Source organism: Streptomyces sp. LN549 (assembly GCF_043203805.1).
In the GTDB taxonomy this organism is placed as follows: Bacteria; Actinomycetota; Actinomycetes; order Streptomycetales; family Streptomycetaceae; genus Streptomyces.
In genome coordinates this window covers 5,646,373-5,665,461 of the sequence record NZ_JAZHRI010000002.1, presented here as the reverse complement: position 1 = coordinate 5,665,461, position 19,089 = coordinate 5,646,373, and the positions used below count along the sequence as shown (strand labels likewise).

Genomic DNA, 19,089 nt, shown 5'->3' with positions numbered 1-19,089 from the left:
GTTCGGTCACAGCGTGCCCGTCGCGAGGGCGGAGCTGTCGCTGACCGCGGAGTAGGCGCTGGAGCCGGTGGCCTCAGGCACGTGTACGGCGGTGACCCCGCGGGCCGCCAGGTCGGCGGCCGAGGCCGCGGTCCTGGAGGTGACGACACTTGGGCGGCGGCCCTCGCGAGCCAGGTCCGTCCAGGCCGTGAAGACCGCGCCGCCCGGCGCGAGGTCGGCGCGACGGACCGGGACGTCGGCGTCGTCGACCTCGACGACGACGGCTTCCCGCCGCGGGGCGGGCACGGCTGCGCGGCCGCGCAGCTCCTGCGCTACGTCGGCGAACGCCCGGCCGATGGGCTTGACCTGGCCATCCGTGTCGAACAGGCCGAGCGAGTACTCGAGTTCGGGGAAGTCCGCGAGCTTGCGGTCGACATCGTGGGAGCACCACCACGTCACGCCCCACAGGGCCGGGCTGTCCGCAGCGTGCCGGACAGCCTGCTCGCAGAACGCCGGCGCTTCGAACGCGTCGAGGCAGTTGAGCGGCGCACCGATCTCCTGCAGCCACACCCGCCTGTCGGCGTCGGTGGCGAACGCGCGGGCGACTTCGACGAGGTACTCGCCGTGCCGCACACTCTGCGGCGACATGCCCCCGTAGCGCTGCGCGGTGCCGTTGAAGATCCACGAGTGGATCGCGGTGAGATCGCCGAGCCGGGCCGCGTGCGTGGGCAGGAACGGGTGGTCGTCGAGATACCAGACGGCATCGTACTCGGCGTGCAGGCGCAGCGCTTTGCCGTCGGCCGGCACGGCGTCCAGCAGCGTCCGGATCCAGTTCTCGGCGTCCTGGGGTGTGGCGCGCATCGGGGCGGGGTGCGGGTCGCCGGAGAACTGGTTCACCTCGTTCCCCAGCGTGAGGCCGAGGTAGTTCGGCAGGTCGGCGAGGGCGTCGTGCAGCGCGCGGGCCAGGTCGGCCTGCGCCTGCAGGGCGCCGGCGTCGGTGAACATGTTGGTCGTGTGCCATGAGGTCAGCCATGCGGGCACGAAGTCGTAGCTCGACATGTGCCCCTGGATGACGTCGACGGAGGCGTCGAGACCCGCCTCGCCGGCGAGTCGGACCAGGGTGCGCACGTCCGCGAGCGCCCGCGGCCGGATCAGCGTGCGGTTGGGCTGGAGGACCGGCCAGAAGGGGAAGATCCGTATGTGGTCCAGGCCCAGCGCGGCGATGTCGTCCAGGTCCCGGCGCAGCTCGTCCCAGTCCGGCTTCAGCCAGGAGTAGAACCAGTCCTTGCGCGGGGTGTAGTTCACGCCGAAGCGCAGCGCGGTCATCCCTTGATTCCTCCTTGTTCGAGACCGCGCATGAAGAACCTCTGCAGGGCGGCGAAGAACACGATGATGGGCACGAGCGCGACGATCGTGCCGGCCGCGATGAGTCGCGGGTCGTCGTAGAACGTGCCCTTGAGCATGTTCAGCCCGACGGTGAGGGTGTATTTCTGCTCGTCGGAGAGCACGATGAGCGGCCACAGGAAGTCGTTCCACGAACCGACGAATGCGAAGATCGCGACGACCGCCATCACGCCCTTGACCTGCGGTACGCAGATCCGCAGGAAGCGCTGCCAAATGCCGGCGCCGTCGAGGACCGCGGCCTCTTCGAGCTCGTCGGGGATGCCGGCGAAGGCGTTCCGCATCAGCAGTACGTTCAGCGGCGCCACCAGCGTCGGGAGTGCCACGCCGAGCAGGCTGTTGGTCAGTCCCATGGACCGCACGAGCAGGAACTGGGCGATGATGACCGCCTCGACCGGCACCAGGAGCGCCGCCACGAAGAGCGCCGTGACCAGCCCGCGGAAGCGGAAGCGCAGCCGGGCCAGCGCGAAGCCGGCGGCGGTGGCGAAGAGGACGTTGCCGCCCACCACGAGCATGGCGACCACCGCGGAGTTCCCCACGAACCGCAGCACGGGCACCCGGTCGAGAACCCCGGTGAAGTTGTGGAGCGTCGGATGGCCCGGAATCAGCTGCGGTGGCTGTGCGTAGAGGTCGTCGCCCTGGCCCTTCAGCGACAGCGACAGCTGCCACAGCAGCGGTCCCGCGAGAAGGACGAACATGAGGACGAGGACCGCGTACCGTGCGACCGATCCCGTGGCGATGCGCTTGCGTTGCCGGCTCATCCGTTCTTCCTCTGACGGTTCTGTGCCACGAGCTGAAGCACGAGGAAAATGGCCATGATCGCGAACATGACGAGGCTGATGGCCCCGGCGTAACCCGTCCGCGCCTGCAGGCCGGTGCCCTCCCGCTGGATCAGCATCGTCATCGTGAGGTCGCCGCCACCGGTTCCGCCGGTGCCGTCGGTCAGCACGTACACCTCGCCGAACACACGGAAGGCCGCGATCGAGGAGAACAGCCCGATGAGGCCCATCGTGTTGCGGACCCCGGGCATGGTCACATGCAGGAACTTGCGCACCGGGCCCGCTCCGTCGACGGCGGCGGAGTCGTACAGCGCCGGATCGATACTGGCCAGCGCCGCCAGATAGATGACCATGTAGTAGCCCATGCCCATCCAGATCGTGACGAACATGGCACTGAAGAGCAGGAGCCAGCGGTCGGTGAGGAACGGCACGGGCTCGCCGACGGCGGAGACCCACCCGAGCACCGCGTTGACCATGCCCCGCCGGTCCAGCAGGTTCGTCCACACCAGGCCCACGATCACCGGGGACATGATCACCGGCAGGTAGTAGCTGGTCCGGAGGAATCCCAGGAGGCGGCCGTTGCCGGCCGCCAGCGCCGCGAGGACCAGCGGCAGGACGACCATGACCGGCACCACGCAGATGACGTAGAGCGTGGAGTTGAGCAGCGCAGTCCGAAAGCGCGAGTCCCCCAGGATCTCCTGGAAGTTCTCCGTACCGATGAACCGGCCGCCGCGCAGCAGCGTGGCGTCGGTGAAGGAGAGCAGCAGCGTGTTGAAGAAGGGGAAGAGGACGAACGTCGATACGACGAGGAGCGCGCCGCCGAGGAAGAGCCACGGCACATACCAGCGGCCCTGCGACCAGTGCCGGCGCCGGGCGGGGCGGGTGCGCACCGCCCCGCGCATGCCCCGCTCGGGGGCGGTTACCGTGCTGGTCACTGCTTCGCGAGCCGATCGGTGGAGTACTTCACGGCGTTGTCGAGGGCCTGCTTGGCCGACTCCTTGCCGAGCAGTGCCTTGGCGATCTCCTCCCGCAGGTTCTCGACGTCGGAGGTGCCCGAGAAGGCCGGCGGCCACCACACCACGGACTTGCCGACCTGCGCCGCCGACTCGGTCCTGAGCTTGCCCTCGGCGGTGCCGTCGTTCTTGGTGTAGTAGGGCTGGTCGAGTGTGCCCGCGGTGGACGGGAAGACGTTGGCCGCCTTCGCGAAGGTCAGCTGGTTCTTCTCGTTGGTGACGAACTTGGCGAACGCCTTGGCGGTCGCGGTGTTCTTCGACTTGGAGTTCACCACGAGGGACTCGATGTACATGTTGGGGGAGGTGTTGGCGATGAGCGGCCCCATCGCGACCGTCTTGGCGACCTTCGGCGCGCTCTTCTTGAGGTCGCTCAGGGTGTAGGAGCTGCCCGGGAGCCAGCCGAGTTCGCCGGACTTGAACGAGCCGGCCTCACCGGTCTGCAGCGCGTTGAGGGACTCCTTGGTGAGGCCGGCCTTGGCGTACAGCTTCTGGTAGCGCTTGACCAGCTCGACACCCTTGGCGTCGTTGAACGTGAATTTGGTGCCGTCCTCGTTCATGAGCTGGGCGCCGTACATCCCGAACGTCTCGATGGTGGGCACCCGGCCGATCATCGAGATGCCCTTGTCACCGCAGTTCTTGGACATGACGGCGGCCTGGTCGAAGAGCTCGTCGTAGGTCTTGGGGAGCTTCTTCGGGTCGAGGCCGCACTTCTCGAACAGGGCGGTGTTGAAGAACGACGGGCCCGTGTTGAGGTACCAGGGGTAGCCGTAGGTGCCGCCCTTGGTGTCCTCGAACGTCATGGCCTTCCAGGCGGCCGGCTGGTAGGCCTTTTCCGCCTTCGGGTCGTCCTTGGCGACGTTCAGCAGCGTGCCAGCGCGCGCAAGCGTACGGGCCGCCTCGGGACCCATGTCGACGACGTCCGGGAGGTTCCCGGCGGCGGCGTCGGCGGAGAGCTTCTCCTGGTAGCCCTCGGCCGGCTGGTCCACCCACTTCACCGTGGTGCCGGGGTGCTTCTTCTCGAATGCGTCGACGAGGCCCTCGAAGTACTTCTTGTAGCTGCCCTTGAGGTTCCACGTCTGGAACGTGATCTTGCCGGCTATCTTGCCGCTGGTGTCGGCGTCGCCGGAGTCCGCGTCCCCGCCACCTCCCACGCCGCAGCCGGTCAGGGCGAGACTCAGGGCCGCGCCGGCGGCGAGACCGGCGTACGCGCGGCGGATGCTACTGCTGCTCATCGAGTGCTCCTATGCACTAGGCAGAGGGCGTCAGCCGGAGCGTGACGACCTGGAAGGGTTCGAGGGAGAGTCGGTTGCCGTCGCGCAGCGCGCGCCGGATGCCGCTGTCGGCGGTGAGATCGCGTTCGAGGAGGTCGGTCTCGCGTACGACGGCTTCGGCCCCGAGTACGTCCGCCCACCGGAGGATGGCCGTGGCCCGGCCACCCTGGGCCTCGTAGACACGGGCGACGAGGTCGCCGCTGCCGTCGTCGGCGAGCTTGACGGTGTCCAGCACCGGCAGGCCGCTGGCCTCCGCCAGCCGCAGCAGCGGCTCGACGGCGGGCAGGTCCTCGACGATCGGGGAGTTGAGGGCGTGGGCGGCTGCCACGGTCCCGGCATGGTCCTCGCCCGGGACGACGGCCCAGCGCATCCGGTGGACGCCGAGGTCGGTCTCGGGGTCGGGGAAGGTGGGCGCGCGCAGCAGCGACAGCCGCACGACGGCACCGCCGCCGGGTCCGCCGAGGCGGGTGACGTCGCAGCCGTATATGGAGTCGTTGACGACGCCGATGCCGAAGCCGGGCTCGGCGACGTGCACGTAGCGGTGGGCGCAGTCCTCGTAGTGAGCGGCATCCCAGCTGGTGTTGGCGTGGATGGTCCGCTCGACGAAGCCGAACTGCGTCTCGAAACGGGCGGTGGTGGTGTGCACGGCCAGCGGCAGCGCGACCTTCAGCAGCCGCTCGCGCTCGCGCCAGTCGGCGGTCAGCTCCATGGCGAGCTGCCGCTCGCCCGGCGCCAAGCCGATGGTCTGGGTCAGGTGGGAGCCGCCGGGCAGGCCGGCGGTGTGCTCCACAGTCACCTCCGCCGTGCCGTCCTCACGGATACGGGCAGTCACGGAGGCGGGCTCGGTCAGATCGGTGCGCATGCGGGCCGCGTCGCGGTCGATGTCCCAAGCGTCCCAGCGGACCGGCTCGTCGCGGTGCAGCTGCAGCACGCCGAGTGGCTGCCCCTCGGGCACCAGCTCGCGGCCGGTGGCCGCGTCGCGCAGCGAGACGACGTGGCCGCGGGCGTCCACGACGGCCCGCAGCAGCCCGTTGTCGAGCTCGTGTCCGCCGCCGTCCAGCGAGGTCAGCCGCACCGTGGCGGCGGAGGCAGAGCCGGATGGCACCGGCTCCCAGGCGCCGCGGTCGGCCCAGGGCAGCGGGGAGAGGATGCCGGCGGTGTGGTTCGTGGCGGCGCCGTCCGACAGCTGCTTGCCGGAGCGGGCGATCAGGTCGGTGAGCCGCCCGGTCAGGTCCTCGTAAGTGGCGCGGGCCTCGCGGTGCACCCAGGAGACGGACGAGCCGGGCAGGATGTCGTGGAACTGGTGCAGCAGCACCGTCTGCCATATCTCGTCCAACTCGGCGGCCGGGTACGGGGCGCCGGTGCGCACCGTGGCGCTGGCGGCCAGGTACTCGGCGGTGCGCAGCAGGGCCTCAGAGCGGCGGTTGCCGGCCTTCATGGCGTGCTGGGAGGTGAACGTGCCGCGGTGCAGCTCCAGGTACAGCTCTCCGACCCACACCGCCGCGGCGTCGCCGAGCTCCTCCTCGGCCTCCGCGAAGAACGCTGCGGGCCCCCGGACGGTGACGCGGGAGGCGCCCTCCAGGTCGCTGAAGCGGGCGGCGCGGGCCAGCATCTCGCGGGTCGGGCCGCCGCCGCCGTCGCCGTAACCGAAGGGCACCAGGGAGTGCGAGGAAGCGGCCTTGTCGCGGAAGTTGGCGACGGCGTGGTGCAGCTCCTTGGCCGTCACCTCGGCCGCGTAGGTGTCGACGGGCGGGAAGTGGGTGAAGACCCGGCTGCCGTCGATGCCCTCCCACTGGAAGGTGTGGTGGGGGAACGTGTTGGTGTCGTTCCACGAGATCTTCTGGGTGAGGAACCAGCGGAAGCCCGCCAGCCGGGCGAGCTGCGGCAGCGCGCCGGAGTAGCCGAAGCTGTCCGGCAGCCAGACCTCCTCCGGCTCCACGCCGAACCGCTCGGCGAAGTACCGCCGGCCGTAGGTGAACTGCCGGACCATCGCCTCGCCGCCGGGCATCGTCGTGTCGGATTCCACCCACATGCCGCCGACGGGCACGAACCTGCCCTCGGCGACCCGGGCGCGCACCCGCTCGAACAGCTCGGGGTAGTACTCCTCCAGCCAGGCGAACTGCTGCGCCGACGACATCGCGTAAACGAAGTCCGGATCCGAGTCCATCAACGCCAGCACGTTGGAGGCGGTCCTGGCGACCTTCCTGACGGTCTCCCGCAGCGGCCACAACCAGGCGGCGTCGATGTGCGCGTGACCGACAGCCGTGACCTGGTGGGCGCTGGCGTGGGCGGGCTTGGCCAGCTCGGAGGCGAGCGCCGCCCGCGCCCGCGGCACGGTGGCGGCGAGATCCTGCTCGTCGGCGGCGTCGAGCGCCGCGTCGACCGCGCGCAGCAGCCGCCAGTGCCGGGGCTCGTCCTCGGGCACCTCGGCCGCGAGGCCGCCGGCGACCTCCAGGTCGCGCAGCAACTCCCACAGCCCGGCGTCGAAGTCGCACACCTCGGCGCGGGCGAGGCGGTACAGGGGCGCGGGCCCGGCCGTGTGCTTGTCACCGAGCGGCGTGGTGACGAATGGGGGCAGGCCGAGCACCAGCGGATTGGCGGCGGCCTCGACGTAGACGGTGAAGGTCCCGTCCGCGCGCAGCACCTCGGGCGAGGCGCCCGGGCCGGTCAGCCGCAGCCAGCCACTGCGCGGGTGGATCGCCTTGATGACCGATCCGTCCGGTCGGTAGAGCATGCCCTCGGCCTGGCCGCCCACCGAGTGGTCCTCCCAGCCGAGTTCGAGCACGAGCTCGGTGATCCGCTGAGGGTCGCGGCGGGCCTCCTCGGGTACGGTGCCGTCCACGCGGAGCCAAGTGGTGCCCCAGGCCGGGCCCCAGGGGTCACCGACCGCGAACGGCTCGTAGACAGGGGCGGACCGGCCCGGCAGCGGCGCCAGGCCCAGCGCGTGCGCGGCAGGTACGGGCTCGCCGTCCCCGTCGACGGGCCAGGCGGAGACGTTCACGGCGGACAGTCGGGTGTGGACCCGGGGTGTCAGGCGCTGACGCGCAGCGCGTTCCAGCCGGTCGAGCGTCGTACGCGGTGCGTTGTGCATGTGTGCTTCCCTGGCCGGATCGTCATGATCAATGATCTGACCGGACACTAAGGCGCTTAAGTTGATGGTGTCAACGCCCTCTGGACGTAAGATTTCTTCGGACGAGCGGTGTCAGGCGGGCGCGCAAGCGTCCGCGGCCGACGCGCGTCAGCTCGCGCCTGCGGGTGTCTCGCCGATGGTGCTCGCCCGCGCCACCAAAGTGGGCACCCGCTCCTCGAAGTCGGCCACCCGCTCTCCCGCCAGGACCTTGAGCAGGTGTTCCGCCACGTCGGCCCCGAAGCCGGCCGCGTCGCGCCGCAGCGCGGTGAGGGCAGGCTGGAGCACCGTGCACACGGGGGTGTCTTCCCAGACGACCACCGCGACGTCCTCCGGGATGCGCAGCGACATCCGCCGGATGGCGCCGACACCGGCGACGGCGAGCACTTCGTTGTCGTAGATCAGCGCGGTCGGCCTGGGGTTGCCGAGCAGCGCGGACGCGGTCGCGCTGTCGCCGGCACCGGCCGAGAAGTCCGTCGCGTGGCTGCGGCAGTCCGCAATGCCGAGATCGGCCGACGCGCGCAAGAAGGACTCGATACGGCGGTGGACGTGGAGCAGGGTTATGGAGCCGGACAAGTAGGCGACCCGCTCGTGACCGGTCTCCTTGAGATGCCGCATGATGGACGCCATCGCCGCCGCGTCGTCGATGGATACGGACGGGACGACGCCTGCCGGGTCCGGCCCGCCCGCGATCAGCGCGGGCAGTTCGAGTTCCGCCACGGCCTCGGGCCGCGGGTCGTTGCGCCGCAGGTCCACCAGCACGACACCGTCGACTCGATTCTCCCGCTTCCACGTGTGATAGACCGCGATCTCCTCGTCGACGGAGTCCACGACCTGCAGCAGCAGGGCGTACTGCCGACGGCTCAGCACCGCCTGCATGCCGGTCATCAGCCGGTGGAAGAACAGCTCGGAACCGACGTCCTGCGCACTGCGCGCGATGACCAGGCCCACGGTCGCGGTGCCGGCACCGGTGAGCGCGCGCGCCGCGTGGTGCGGGGCCCAGTTGAGCGCCTTGGCCGCTTGGAGCACCCGCTGCCGGGTGGCCTCGGAGACGCCGGGCTTCCCATTGAGCGCGAAGGAGGCGGCAGCCTCGGAAACGCCAACCCGTTCGGCGATGTCGCGCAGGGTGGGACGGCGCGCATCGGTTCCCATGTGAAGCCCCATCATGTCGTGGGCCGCTCATCGTAGCCCCGGCCTGCGAGCGGGCGGAGCGCCCAGAGTGTCGTTGCCCAGCAACTTTAGCGCTTTAGTCCAGCTGTCTGGCCACACCTTGACCACACGACCCCACCACGGTGGGGTGAACACGCCCACCTGCTGGTCGGCGCACTCGCGCACTCGGCCAGTGGCGGGCGCAACTGGCCGAGTCGGAGGACTTCCCACACCTCGTGCAGGCACTGGATGATTGCGCTCGCTGAGTGAGACCCGCGCAGCCTGAATCCGTGCTGGTCGGCCGGCTCCGCGCGGCCGGCCTCGCCGCGATCGCCGACCTCAGCTTCGTCGGCCTGGACGACGACATGGGCGACCCGGCGGTCATCACCGGCTACAAAAAAGCCCAAGGGAAAAACGCTCCCGCCCGCGAAGAAGCTGGTCAACCAGCTGATCGCGGCGGAACGGGCGGTATGCGAGCACGCGTTCGCGCACCTGAAGAACTGGCGCGTGCTGACCAGACTCCGCCTCGACGTGAAGTGGGCCACCCGGCTGGTACGGGCGCTGATGGTCCTCAACCAGCACGGAATCGCCCGCTGACCGACGATCTTCACCGCAGACAGGCCCCGACGACCAGCACGAGCACGGCCTCACCCACCCACGTCAGACCCGTGACGTGCATATTCAGGTTGAACACAACTCACTGATGCCTGGATCCTGCAAGCCGCAGGGTTGTTGATCGACCGGGCTGAGGCGCTGCTCGTGGCACACACCGAAGCCGGGCCGGACGTACTGGCCCATGTCCCGCACCGACGCGCTGTGCTCGCCTGGACCCGACACCTTCTGGGGCATCCAGACGGTGACCTGGAGCTGTGCCGCGCTCTGATGCGAGAGAGCCTCGAAATGTTCGAGGCGGCGGGGCAGGGTCACGTACCGCTTGCGGTCACAGCCCGCCAGTTCCTGGAGCTGCGTGAAGCGGATCTCCACGACAAGCCTTCCGAAACGGTGAGCCTGGAGGGGCCTCCTCACTATCCGCTGCCGCCGTCGGGAGGCGGTGGAACGTATCCGATAGCCGAATACCCCTACCCCTGGCACAACGCCGTAGCTCTCGCCCGGGCCGTTCCACTCGATGCGCGCTCGCTTTACAGCCTGCTTGGGGCCACCTCTTATCATCTAGGTGGGCAAACGGCGCCCTCTCCCGCCTTCCTCGTGCTGGCATTCACCACGGCCCTGCGCTCCCTTGGACTGGAGTGCCGACTGATCCCTACCAAGTTGCGGGTGACCCGGAGCGACGGCGGATCGGTCGACCTGCCGGACTGGGAGCTTCCGCCCGTGGTCACGCAGAACGGGGAAGTCCGGGGGCACGTAACCGTCTGGTGCGAGGAAGCAGCGCGGTTGGTAGACCCGGCCCGACTGATCGGCCAAAGCCGGCTCGCCCCGGGCACCGCGGAGCGCGAGATTTTCCGGTCCCCCGTAGTCTTTCCGGCGCCCGATCTGAACGCTCTGCTCGGCATCAGCCCGGCCACCCACCGAGAGGGACCTACTCGCTTACGAGTTCCACCTCGACTGGGAGGAGCACCTCCGTGGGGCGATTGAGCACCTGGACGAGGCGGCTGTAGCCAGCTTTGCGCGAGTACTGGCCGCTTCCGCCACCCTGGCCGCCGACACCGGTCTCTGTACCTGAGAACGACTCACGAGGCTGAAGTTCTGCGGACTGCTGCGGACAGCGCAACGGCCTGACCTGCATCGCCGCAGGTCAGGCCGCCTCTAGGCACACGATCAGACGTTGAAGCGGAACTCCACCACGTCGCCGTCCTGCATGACGTAGTCCTTGCCCTCCATGCGCGCCTTGCCCTTGGCGCGGGCCTCGGCGACCGAGCCCGTTTCGACGAGGTCCTCGAAGGAGATGATCTCCGCCTTGATGAAGCCCTTCTGGAAGTCGGTGTGGATGACACCGGCCGCCTCGGGGGCCGTGGCGCCCTTCTTGATCGTCCAGGCGCGGGTTTCCTTCGGGCCTGCCGTGAGGTACGTCTGCAGGCCCAGGGTGTCGAAGCCGACGCGGCCGAGGGTGGCGAGGCCGGGCTCTTCCTGGCCCATGGACTGGAGAAGCTCCAGGGCCTCGTCGTCGTCGAGCTCGATCAGCTCGGACTCGATCTTGGCGTTGAGGAAGATCGCCTCGGCGGGGGCCACCAGCGCGCGCTGCTCGTTCTTGAAGTCCTCGTCGACCAGCTCGTCCTCGTCGACGTTGAAGACGTAGAGGAAGGGCTTGGTGGTGAGCAGGTGCAGCTCGTGGAGGAGGCGGCCCTTCTCTGTGCCGGCCGTGATGCCCGCGTGGAAGAGGGTGTCGCCCGCTTCCAGGATCTTCTGGGCCTCCTCGACCGCGGCCAGGACCGCCACCTTCTCCTTCTGGAGGCGGGCCTCCTTGGTGAGGCGGGGGACGGCCTTCTCGACGGACTGGAGGTCGGCGAGGATCAGCTCGGTGTTGATCGTCTCGATGTCGTCCTTGGGCGAGACCTTGCCGTCGACGTGGACGACGTTCTCGTCCTTGAAGGCGCGGATGACCTGGCAGATCGCGTCCGACTCACGGATGTTCGCGAGGAACTTGTTGCCCAGGCCCTCACCCTCGCTCGCGCCGCGCACGATGCCCGCGATGTCGACGAAGTCGACCGTCGCCGGGAGCAGCTTCTGGGAGCCGAAGATCTTCGCGAGCGTGTTCAGACGCGGGTCGGGAACCCCGACGACGCCGACGTTCGGCTCGATCGTGGCGAACGGGTAGTTGGCCGCCAGCACGTCGTTCTTGGTCAGGGCGTTGAAAAGGGTCGACTTGCCGACATTCGGCAGACCGACGATTCCGATCGTGAGCGACACGGTGGCGACTTCCCTAGGGGGTGGACGGGCTCGAATGGACGTCGGGCCCGGGTGGGCCGATTCTCCAGTTTACGGGCGGGGGCGGGCGGCTGGTCACGGGTCGGGGCGGGGACGGAGCCGGCGCCCGTCCGGGGGCCGATTCAGGGGGAGGACCGGGGCGGAACCGGTTCCCGTTGGGCCGTGTGGCATCGAACTCATCGCCCAGGTCGACCAAAGCGCGTGTCCCGCACCCGTTTCCGCCCGCTCGGCGACCTACGTTGTCCCGGTGGAGCAGCCCAGGACACGTCCCCCGCAGCGCAGGCAGACCCGGCCGGCCCCGCTGTCCCCGCTCGGGACCAAGGAAGCCGAGGGGTCCGTCGAAGAAGGCGCGACCGTCTATCGCGTGGTGAGCACGCCGCCAGGCCGGGCCCGCCCGGTGGCGCCTGCCGTGCTCGCCTTGCGGCGGCTGCCCAATCCCCGGCTGACCGGTATCGGTGCCGGGCTCTTCGCGGCCGCCGTCATGTTCGTGATCGGCTGTGCGGACTGGCTGCTGTTCGACGCCTCGTCCGCCGTGTTCGGTGTGCTGTTCCTGCCGGTCAGCGCCCTGACCGCGCTCTGGGTACGGCCCGCCGACCTGGTGACCGCGCCGATCAGCGTGCCGATCGCGTTCGCCGTCGGCATCATCCCGATCTCCGGCGGCACGGGCGGCTTCGGCGGGCAGACCATGGCCGTCGTCACGGCCCTCGCCGTCCATGCCGGCTGGCTGTACGGCGGCACGCTCGTCGCCGGGCTGATCGCGACCGTACGCAAGGTCCGTCTGATGCGGGCCCGCCAGCGGCGGATGCTGCTGGCCGCGCAGACCGCGCGTCCGGCCGGCCGGCCGTCACCGGCTCCGCGGCCCGCCGGACGGACGCCGCGACGCCCGTCCCGGCGCTAGCGCCGCACACAGCCCGGTCTCCCGCTGTCAGTGGCCCGCGGCCGCCATCGCCGCGCCCACGATGCCCGCGTTGTTCTGCAGCTCCGCGGGCACCATCTCGGCCCGCACGTGCTCGATGAGCGGCAGGAACTTCTCGGCCTTGCGGCTGACTCCGCCGCCGATGATGAACAGCTCGGGCGAGAACAGCATCTCCACATGGGCCAGGTACTTCTGCACCCGGTGCGCCCAGTGGTGCCAGCTCAGGTCCTCGTCCTCCTTGGCCTTGGTGGAGGCGTGCTTCTCCGCGTCGTGGCCGTGCAGCTCCAGATGGCCGAGCTCGGTGTTGGGCACCAGTCGGCCGTCGATGAAGAGCGCGCTGCCGATCCCCGTACCGAGCGTCAGCACGATGACCGTGCCCTTGCGGCCCCGGCCCGCGCCGAAGGTCATCTCGGCGATACCGGCCGCGTCCGCGTCGTTCAGGACGGTGACCGGGAGGCCGAGCTTGTCGCCGAGCAGGGTGCGGGCGTCCAGGTCCACCCAGCCTTTGTCGACATTGGCCGCGGTACGGGTCAGACCGTCGGTGACGACACCCGGGAAGGTGATGCCCACCGGGCCCTTCCAGTCGAAGTGGCCGACCACCTCGGCCACGCTCCCTGCCACGTCCTCGGGAGTGGCAGGGTGCGGGGTGAGTACCTTGTGGCGCTCCTGCGCCAGGTCTCCACGGTCCAGGTCCACGGGAGCACCCTTGATCCCGGATCCGCCGATGTCCACGCCGAAGATCTCCATGTGATCCACGGTACGGGCACCGGGCGCCGCTCACTTCCTGGAACGGAAAACCGAACGGAAACCCGGTGACGACAGGTGCTGCTCCGCCGGCCCTATTCCGCGGACAGTGCCGCCGCCTCCGCGCGCAGGTCGCGGCGGAGCTCCTTGGGCAGGGAGAACACGATGGACTCCTCGGCCGCCTTCACGATCTCCACGTCCTCGAAGCCCCGCTCGGACAGCCAGGCCAGGACGCCGTCGACCAGCACCTCGGGAACGGACGCGCCGGAGGTGACCCCGACCGTGGAGACGCCCTCCAGCCAGGCCTCGTCGATCTCGTCGGCGGAGTCGACCAGGTGGGAGTCGCCCGCACCCGCGCCGAGGGCGACCTCGACCAGGCGGACCGAGTTCGAGGAGTTCTTCGAGCCGACGACGATCACCAGGTCGGCGTCCGCGCCCATCTGCTTCACCGCGATCTGGCGGTTCTGCGTGGCGTAGCAGATGTCGTCGCTGGGCGGCGAGATCAGGAGCGGGAACTTCTCCTTGAGCGCGCCGACGGTCTCCATCGTCTCGTCGACCGAGAGCGTGGTCTGGGAGAGCCACACGACCCTGGAGGGGTCGCGCACCTCGACGTTCGCGACGTCCTCGGGGCCGTCGACCAGGGTGATGTGGTCGGGGGCCTCGCCGGAGGTGCCGATGACCTCCTCGTGCCCCTCGTGGCCGATCAGGAGGATGTCGAAGTCGTCCTGCGCGAAGCGGACGGCCTCCTTGTGGACCTTGGTGACGAGGGGGCAGGTCGCGTCGATCGTGGCGAGCTTCCGCTCGGCCGCCTCCTCGTGCACGGTCGGCGCGACGCCGTGCGCGGAGAACATGACGATCGAGCCCTCGGGGACCTCCGCCGTCTCCTCGACGAAGATCGCACCCTTCTTCTCCAGGGTCTGCACGACGTACTTGTTGTGGACGATCTCGTGGCGTACGTAGACCGGGGAGCCGTACTGCTCCAGGGCCTTCTCCACGGCGATCACGGCACGGTCCACGCCCGCGCAGTAGCCACGGGGAGCGGCGAGCAGGACGCGGCGGGGTGTCGTAGCAGTCATGCGTCCCATCGTAACGGCCTCCTTCCCTGCCCCGGGGGAGGCCGTAAGGCCGTACCGAACAGGCGCGGGGACGACGGGGTCGGGAAACTGATCATCACGCGACCAACGACGCGACCGACGGAGGGCTCATGGCCGGCAGCGGTACGGATTCCGGCAGCGAAGGCAGCGAGGGCGGCGAAGCCAGCACAGGGACCGGCAGCGGCGGCGGCTCCACGGAACGGGTGGGGCTGCGGCGGACGCTCGGCTTCCGGGATCTGGTGGTCTACGGGCTGCTGTTCATCGCCCCGATGGCCCCCGTCGGCGTCTTCGGCACCCTCGACGCGAAGTCCGACGGCGCCGTGGCGCTGGTGTACATCGCCGCGACCGTCGTCATGGCGTTCACCGCCTTCAGTTACGCCCAGATGGTGCGGGTCGCCCCACTGGCGGGTTCCGTCTTCGCGTACGCACGCAAGGGGCTCGGCGAGGGGCCGGGGTTCATCGCCGGGTGGATGGCGATGCTCGACTACCTGCTGATCCCCGCGGTCGCCTATCTCTTCTCCGGGATCGCGATGAACTCACTGGTGCCGGAGGTCTCGCGCTGGGTGTGGACCGCGCTGGCGGTGGTCCTCACGACGCTGCTCAACCTCTGGGGCGTACGGGCGGCGGCCCGGGTCGGCTTCGCGGTGCTGGCCATGGAGATCGTGGTGCTGCTGGTGTTCCTGGTGTCGGCGGTGGTGGTGCTCGTACAGGACGGGGCGCAGCGCGGCTGGCTGACGCCGCTCACCGGGGACTCCGGGTTCTCCGCGACGGCGGTGCTGGGTGCGGTGTCCGTGGCGGTGCTCTCGTATCTGGGCTTCGACGCCATCGCCTCGTTCGCGGAGGAGGTGACGGGCGGTTCGGCGAAGGTGGCGCGGGCGGTGCTGTTCTGCCTGGTGCTTGCGGGGGTGCTGTTCGTGGCGCAGGCGTATCTGGCCTCGCTCCTCGAGCCGATGTCGTCGGCGGAGCTGGCCGCCGATCCGGTGGCGCAGGGCTCGGCGTTCTACGACACGGTGGACTCCGCGGTCGGGACCTGGCTGCACGATCTGGTGGCGGTCAGCAAGGCGATCGGGGCGGCCTTCGCGGCGCTGGCGGGGCAGGCGGCCGCGGGGCGGCTGCTGTTCGCCATGGCCCGGGAGCGCCGGCTGCCCGCGCTGCTGTCCAAGGTCGATCCGAGCTCGGGGGTGCCGCGGATCGCGATCCTGATCGCGGCGGTCGTGACGATGGTCGCGGCGGTGTGGGCGGCCCGGCGGGACGACGGTCTGGATCATCTGGTGTCGGTGGTGGACGTCGGGGCGCTGACCGCGTTCGTACTGCTCCACGCGTCGGTGGTCGGCTGGTTCGCGGTACGGCGGATGGAGGGGCCGCCGAGCTGGTGGCGGCACGTCCTGATCCCGGTGGTGGGTGCCGGGGTGCTGATCGCGGTGATCGTGGAGGCGACGACGAGCGCTCAGGTGGTGGGCGCTTGCTGGCTGGCGGTGGGGTTGGTGGTGCTGGCGCTGCAACGGGGGCGCCGGGTGGTGGCGTGAGGGCGGCGGGGACCTGCCCTGTTGTCGGTGCCGGCGGATACGCTCGCTCGCATGGCTCTCCAAACTTCCCCGGAAGCTCCGCTGCCCGTCGGTGACGTGTCGCGGCTGATCGGTGGCTGGATCGACCGGCTCGGCGCGGTCTGGGTCGAGGGGCAGATCACCCAGCTGTCGCGGCGGCCGGGTGCCGGGGTGGTGTTCCTGACACTGCGCGACCCGTCGCACGACATCTCGGTGAGCGTGACGTGCTTCCGGCAGGCCTTCGACCGGATCGCGGACGTGGTGACGGAGGGGGCGCGGGTCGTCGTCCTCGCGAAGCCCGAGTGGTACGCGCCCCGCGGCCAGCTCTCGCTGCGGGCCACGGAGATCCGGCCGGTCGGCATCGGCGAGCTGCTGGTCCGGCTGGAGCAGCTCAAGAAGTCCCTGGCCTCGGAGGGTCTCTTCGCACTCGACCGCAAGAAGCCGCTGCCCTTCCTGCCCCAGCTGATCGGGCTCGTCTGCGGACGCGCGTCGGCGGCCGAGCGCGATGTGCTGGAGAACGCGCGCCGCCGGTGGCCCGCCGTCCGCTTCGAGGTGCGCAACACCGCGGTGCAGGGCGTGCACGCGGTGAACCAGGTGGTCCGCGCGGTCAAGGAGCTCGACGCCGTCGACGAGGTGGACGTGATCGTCGTGGCGCGCGGCGGGGGCAGCGTGGAGGACCTGCTGCCGTTCTCGGACGAGGAGCTGATCCGTACGGTCGCCGCGTGCCGCACCCCGGTCGTCTCGGCGATCGGGCACGAGCCGGACTCCCCCCTGCTCGACCTGGTCGCCGACGTGCGGGCCTCCACTCCCACGGACGCGGCGAAGAAGATCGTGCCCGATGTGGGCGAGGAGCTGGACCGGGTGCAGCAGCTGCGGGACCGGGCTCTGCGGACGGTACGGGGGCTGCTCGACCGGGAGGAGCGGGGCCTGGCGCACGCGCTGGGGCGGCCCTCCATGGAGCACCCGCAGCGGATGGTGGACGAGCGTGCGTCGGAGGTCGACGCGCTGATCGGGCGCGGCCGGCGGGTGCTGGGGCATCTACTGGACCGCGCGGACTCGGAGCTCGCCCACACCCGCGCCCGGGTGGTCGCGTTGTCGCCCGCGGCGACCCTGGAGCGCGGGTACGCGGTGCTCCAGCGGGCGGACGGGCACGTGGTCCGGGACCCGGCCGACGCGGGCGCCGCCGGGGACGCCCTGCGTGCCCGGGTGTCGGGGGGCGAGTTCGTGGTGCGGGTCGACGGATGAGCAACACCTTCCGGGGCGCGCGCACGGGCCCCCGAAGGCCGGCCGGGGCCGGAAGTGACGGACATGCCGACGCATAAGGTGGATCACATGACGGACGACGGGACGACGACGGCTTCGGCCACGGGCACGCTCGGCTACGAGCAGGCGCGCGACGAGCTGATCGAGGTGGTGCGCCGGCTGGAGGCCGGCGGCACCTCGCTGGAGGACTCCCTGGCGCTGTGGGAGCGCGGCGAGGAGCTGGCGAAGGTGTGCCGTCGCTGGCTGGAGGGTGCGCGCGCCCGTCTCGACGCGGCACTGGCGGGACCTGCCGACCCTGCGGGAGACACCGGGGACGCGGCGGACGACGCGGGCTGAGTACGCCGGGAGGCCGGCCCCGGAGGCGCGGAGCCAGTGGTACGGCCCCGGAGGCGCGGGGCCGGTGGCTCAGGCCAGGAGGCATTCGGCCGCCGGTACAGACGGGGTGAACCTGCGCAACAGGTCTGCACTGTGGAGTGAGTCACTCCCGCCTCGTTTTAGTTGAAAGTTAACCTACCTCTCCCGTACCGTGATCGACGTTGCTTGATCCCCCGTGTACGTCCGGAAGGTAATACGCCAGATGTCCCTCGTTCTTGACCCCGCCGCCCAGGACCTCCTCTTCCGTGAGGCCCGCACCGCCAACACTTTCACCGACGAGCCGGTGACCGATGAGCAGGTCCAGGCGATCTACGACCTGGTCAAGTACGGCCCGACCGCGTTCAACCAGTCGCCGCTGCGCGTCGTCCTGGTCCGTTCGGACGACGCCCGCGCGCGCCTCGTCTCGCACATGGCCGAGGGCAACCAGCCCAAGACCTCGACCGCCCCGCTGGTCGCGATCCTGGCCACGGACAACGAGTTCCACGAGGAGCTCCCGGCCCTGCTGCCGCACTTCCCGCAGGCCAAGGACATGTTCTTCTCCGAGCGCCCGGCCCGCGAGTCGGCTGCCGCGCTGAACGGCGCCCTGCAGGCCGCCTACTTCATCATCGGCGTCCGCGCCGCCGGCCTGGCCGCCGGCCCGATGACCGGCTACGACGCCGCGGGCATCGAGAAGGAGTTCCTCGACGGCGACCACAGCCTGCTGATGGTCGTCAACATCGGCAAGCCGGGCGAGGACGCCTGGTTCCCCCGCTCGCCGCGTCTCGCGTTCGACGAGGTCATCAAGACCGTCTGATCCCCGCTGCCCCCAGGGGCCCGCGCGGCACACGAGGAAGGCCCTGGAGCAGGTGCTCCAGGGCCTTCCTCGCATCTTCTACCCGCCGCGGTGCGGCCGTCAGGACGTCTTGAGCGACGCCGCCATCTCCGCCAGTCGCTCCGTCGAGGCGGACCCGGTCACGACCGTGGTCGCGCCCTTGTCCTGGCGCACGAGGGCGTCGTACTTCGGGCCTTCCCAGCGCTGCCAGGTCTCCCCCGCCACCTGCTGCGTGCGGCCGGTGTCCTTCGCCTTCTGGCTGACCTCGGCCACGTACGTCTTCGCCGGGGACGTGGACTGCTCCACCGCGACGTACCTGCCGTCCGGGTCGAGGAAGCCCAGGTGCCAGCTGTCGCCCGCCGCACGGTCGTAGCCGACCGAGGTGGGCTTCCAGTCCTGCGCCAGACCGCTCGGAGCGGCCACCGGGTACGGGGCCGCGCGCCGCGCGGTCAGGAGCTCGACCCGGTAGTCGACCGCCTTGACCGGATCGGCCTCGTCGTCGTGCGGAATGAAGATGTAGACGACCCCCGCCACGGCGGCGATCACCGCCAACGACAGGAACATGTCCCGCACTGTCTGCTTGCCTCGCTTGCTTGCCACGCGTCCATCGTCGCATCAGCCCCGGCGGGACCGAATCGCGGGACCGGATCGAGGACCGGGACGAGGACCGGGACGAGGACCCTGGCCGGGGACCGGATCGAGCGTGGCCGCTCATTCGTGACCCGGTCTGCTCATTTTAT

The 19,089-nt window shown here is 70.2% G+C and carries 17 protein-coding genes; 6 read left to right on the top strand and 11 right to left on the bottom strand.

The features are described from left to right. Positions 1–6 precede the first annotated feature (6 nt). From SH922_RS25865 to SH922_RS25840, 6 genes are all read right to left on the bottom strand, one after another. Positions 7–1,305 (bottom strand): glycosyl hydrolase, encoded by a 1,299-nt coding sequence (locus SH922_RS25865; protein WP_393060234.1) that lies wholly within the window; start codon positions 1,303–1,305, stop codon positions 7–9. Beyond that, the gene (locus SH922_RS25860; protein WP_392672337.1) at positions 1,302–2,141 is read right to left on the bottom strand and encodes a carbohydrate ABC transporter permease; all 840 of its coding nucleotides are present in this window, start codon (positions 2,139–2,141) and stop codon (positions 1,302–1,304) included. Before SH922_RS25860 ends, SH922_RS25865 begins: the two co-directional genes overlap by 4 nt. Beyond that, positions 2,138–3,094, bottom strand: coding sequence for a carbohydrate ABC transporter permease (locus tag SH922_RS25855; RefSeq protein WP_393060233.1), 957 nt, complete (start codon positions 3,092–3,094; stop codon positions 2,138–2,140). Before SH922_RS25855 ends, SH922_RS25860 begins: the two co-directional genes overlap by 4 nt. Further along, entirely contained in the window at positions 3,091–4,404 is a 1,314-nt protein-coding gene (locus SH922_RS25850; RefSeq protein WP_393060232.1) for an ABC transporter substrate-binding protein, read from the bottom strand. The genes SH922_RS25855 and SH922_RS25850 overlap by 4 nt, the downstream gene beginning before the upstream one ends. A 16-nt stretch (positions 4,405–4,420) precedes the next feature. Continuing rightward, a complete protein-coding gene (locus tag SH922_RS25845; RefSeq protein WP_393060231.1) occupies positions 4,421–7,534 on the bottom strand; it encodes an alpha-mannosidase in 3,114 nt (1,037 codons plus the stop codon). A gap of 147 nt (positions 7,535–7,681) precedes the next feature. Beyond that, on the bottom strand, positions 7,682–8,722 hold the full coding sequence (locus SH922_RS25840; protein WP_393060230.1) for a LacI family DNA-binding transcriptional regulator: 1,041 nt from the start codon (positions 8,720–8,722) through the stop codon (positions 7,682–7,684). A gap of 279 nt (positions 8,723–9,001) precedes the next feature. Between SH922_RS25840 and SH922_RS25835 the strand changes: the two genes are divergently transcribed. Beyond that, entirely contained in the window at positions 9,002–9,316 is a 315-nt protein-coding gene (locus SH922_RS25835; RefSeq protein WP_393063692.1) for a transposase family protein, read from the top strand. 84 nt (positions 9,317–9,400) lie between these two features. On the opposite strand, the gene SH922_RS25830 is transcribed toward SH922_RS25835, so the two are convergent. Both SH922_RS25830 and ychF read right to left on the bottom strand, forming a co-directional pair. Continuing rightward, positions 9,401–9,703 carry a hypothetical protein gene (locus SH922_RS25830; protein ID WP_393060229.1) on the bottom strand — a complete coding sequence of 101 codons (303 nt, stop codon included), beginning with the start codon at positions 9,701–9,703 and terminating at the stop codon, positions 9,401–9,403. 792 nt (positions 9,704–10,495) lie between these two features. Further along, positions 10,496–11,584 (bottom strand): redox-regulated ATPase YchF, encoded by a 1,089-nt coding sequence (ychF, locus tag SH922_RS25825; protein WP_393060228.1) that lies wholly within the window; start codon positions 11,582–11,584, stop codon positions 10,496–10,498. Between the two features lie 385 nt (positions 11,585–11,969). On the opposite strand from ychF, the gene SH922_RS25820 reads away from it, so the two are divergent. Then, the gene (locus SH922_RS25820; protein WP_393063691.1) at positions 11,970–12,500 is read left to right on the top strand and encodes a DUF6542 domain-containing protein; all 531 of its coding nucleotides are present in this window, start codon (positions 11,970–11,972) and stop codon (positions 12,498–12,500) included. A 27-nt stretch (positions 12,501–12,527) separates the two neighbouring features. Here the strand turns inward: SH922_RS25820 and ppgK are convergent, their stop codons facing one another. Continuing rightward, a complete protein-coding gene (gene ppgK, locus SH922_RS25815) occupies positions 12,528–13,265 on the bottom strand; it encodes a polyphosphate--glucose phosphotransferase (protein ID WP_393060227.1) in 738 nt (245 codons plus the stop codon). Positions 13,266–13,357: 92 nt separating this feature from the next. Next, a complete protein-coding gene (locus SH922_RS25810; protein WP_350989094.1) occupies positions 13,358–14,347 on the bottom strand; it encodes a 4-hydroxy-3-methylbut-2-enyl diphosphate reductase in 990 nt (329 codons plus the stop codon). Positions 14,348–14,466: 119 nt separating this feature from the next. Here SH922_RS25810 and SH922_RS25805 point away from each other — a divergent pair, with 119 nt between their 5' ends. The 4 genes from SH922_RS25805 to SH922_RS25790 all read left to right on the top strand — a co-directional run bounded on the left by SH922_RS25805 (position 14,467) and on the right by SH922_RS25790 (position 18,331). Next, a complete protein-coding gene (locus tag SH922_RS25805; RefSeq protein WP_393060226.1) occupies positions 14,467–15,882 on the top strand; it encodes an APC family permease in 1,416 nt (471 codons plus the stop codon). Positions 15,883–15,933: 51 nt separating this feature from the next. Beyond that, positions 15,934–17,145, top strand: a complete 1,212-nt coding sequence (gene xseA, locus SH922_RS25800) for an exodeoxyribonuclease VII large subunit (RefSeq protein WP_393060225.1) — start codon at positions 15,934–15,936, stop codon at positions 17,143–17,145. Between the two features lie 87 nt (positions 17,146–17,232). Further along, entirely contained in the window at positions 17,233–17,499 is a 267-nt protein-coding gene (locus SH922_RS25795; RefSeq protein ID WP_393060224.1) for an exodeoxyribonuclease VII small subunit, read from the top strand. A 241-nt stretch (positions 17,500–17,740) separates the two neighbouring features. Continuing rightward, complete coding sequence (locus tag SH922_RS25790) at positions 17,741–18,331, top strand: malonic semialdehyde reductase (RefSeq protein ID WP_393060223.1); 591 nt, start codon at positions 17,741–17,743, stop codon at positions 18,329–18,331. Between the two features lie 99 nt (positions 18,332–18,430). Here the strand turns inward: SH922_RS25790 and SH922_RS25785 are convergent, their stop codons facing one another. Then, positions 18,431–18,949 (bottom strand): DUF4245 domain-containing protein, encoded by a 519-nt coding sequence (locus SH922_RS25785; RefSeq protein ID WP_393060222.1) that lies wholly within the window; start codon positions 18,947–18,949, stop codon positions 18,431–18,433. Between the last annotated feature and the right edge of the window lie 140 nt (positions 18,950–19,089).

What these genes read in the sequence shown, in the direction of transcription:
- SH922_RS25865 (WP_393060234.1), bottom strand. Translation starts at nt 1,305, where the DNA reads ATGACCGCGCTGCGCTTCGGCGTGAACTACACCCCGCGCAAGGACTGG.
- SH922_RS25860 (WP_392672337.1), bottom strand. Translation starts at nt 2,141, where the DNA reads ATGAGCCGGCAACGCAAGCGCATCGCCACGGGATCGGTCGCACGGTAC.
- SH922_RS25850 (WP_393060232.1), bottom strand. Translation starts at nt 4,404, where the DNA reads ATGAGCAGCAGTAGCATCCGCCGCGCGTACGCCGGTCTCGCCGCCGGC.
- SH922_RS25845 (WP_393060231.1), bottom strand. Translation starts at nt 7,534, where the DNA reads ATGCACAACGCACCGCGTACGACGCTCGACCGGCTGGAACGCGCTGCG.
- SH922_RS25840 (WP_393060230.1), bottom strand. Translation starts at nt 8,722, where the DNA reads ATGGGAACCGATGCGCGCCGTCCCACCCTGCGCGACATCGCCGAACGG.
- ppgK (WP_393060227.1), bottom strand. Translation starts at nt 13,265, where the DNA reads ATGGAGATCTTCGGCGTGGACATCGGCGGATCCGGGATCAAGGGTGCT.
- SH922_RS25810 (WP_350989094.1), bottom strand. Translation starts at nt 14,347, where the DNA reads ATGGGACGCATGACTGCTACGACACCCCGCCGCGTCCTGCTCGCCGCT.
- SH922_RS25805 (WP_393060226.1), top strand. Translation starts at nt 14,467, where the DNA reads ATGGCCGGCAGCGGTACGGATTCCGGCAGCGAAGGCAGCGAGGGCGGC.
- xseA (WP_393060225.1), top strand. Translation starts at nt 15,934, where the DNA reads ATGGCTCTCCAAACTTCCCCGGAAGCTCCGCTGCCCGTCGGTGACGTG.
- SH922_RS25795 (WP_393060224.1), top strand. Translation starts at nt 17,233, where the DNA reads ATGACGGACGACGGGACGACGACGGCTTCGGCCACGGGCACGCTCGGC.
- SH922_RS25790 (WP_393060223.1), top strand. Translation starts at nt 17,741, where the DNA reads ATGTCCCTCGTTCTTGACCCCGCCGCCCAGGACCTCCTCTTCCGTGAG.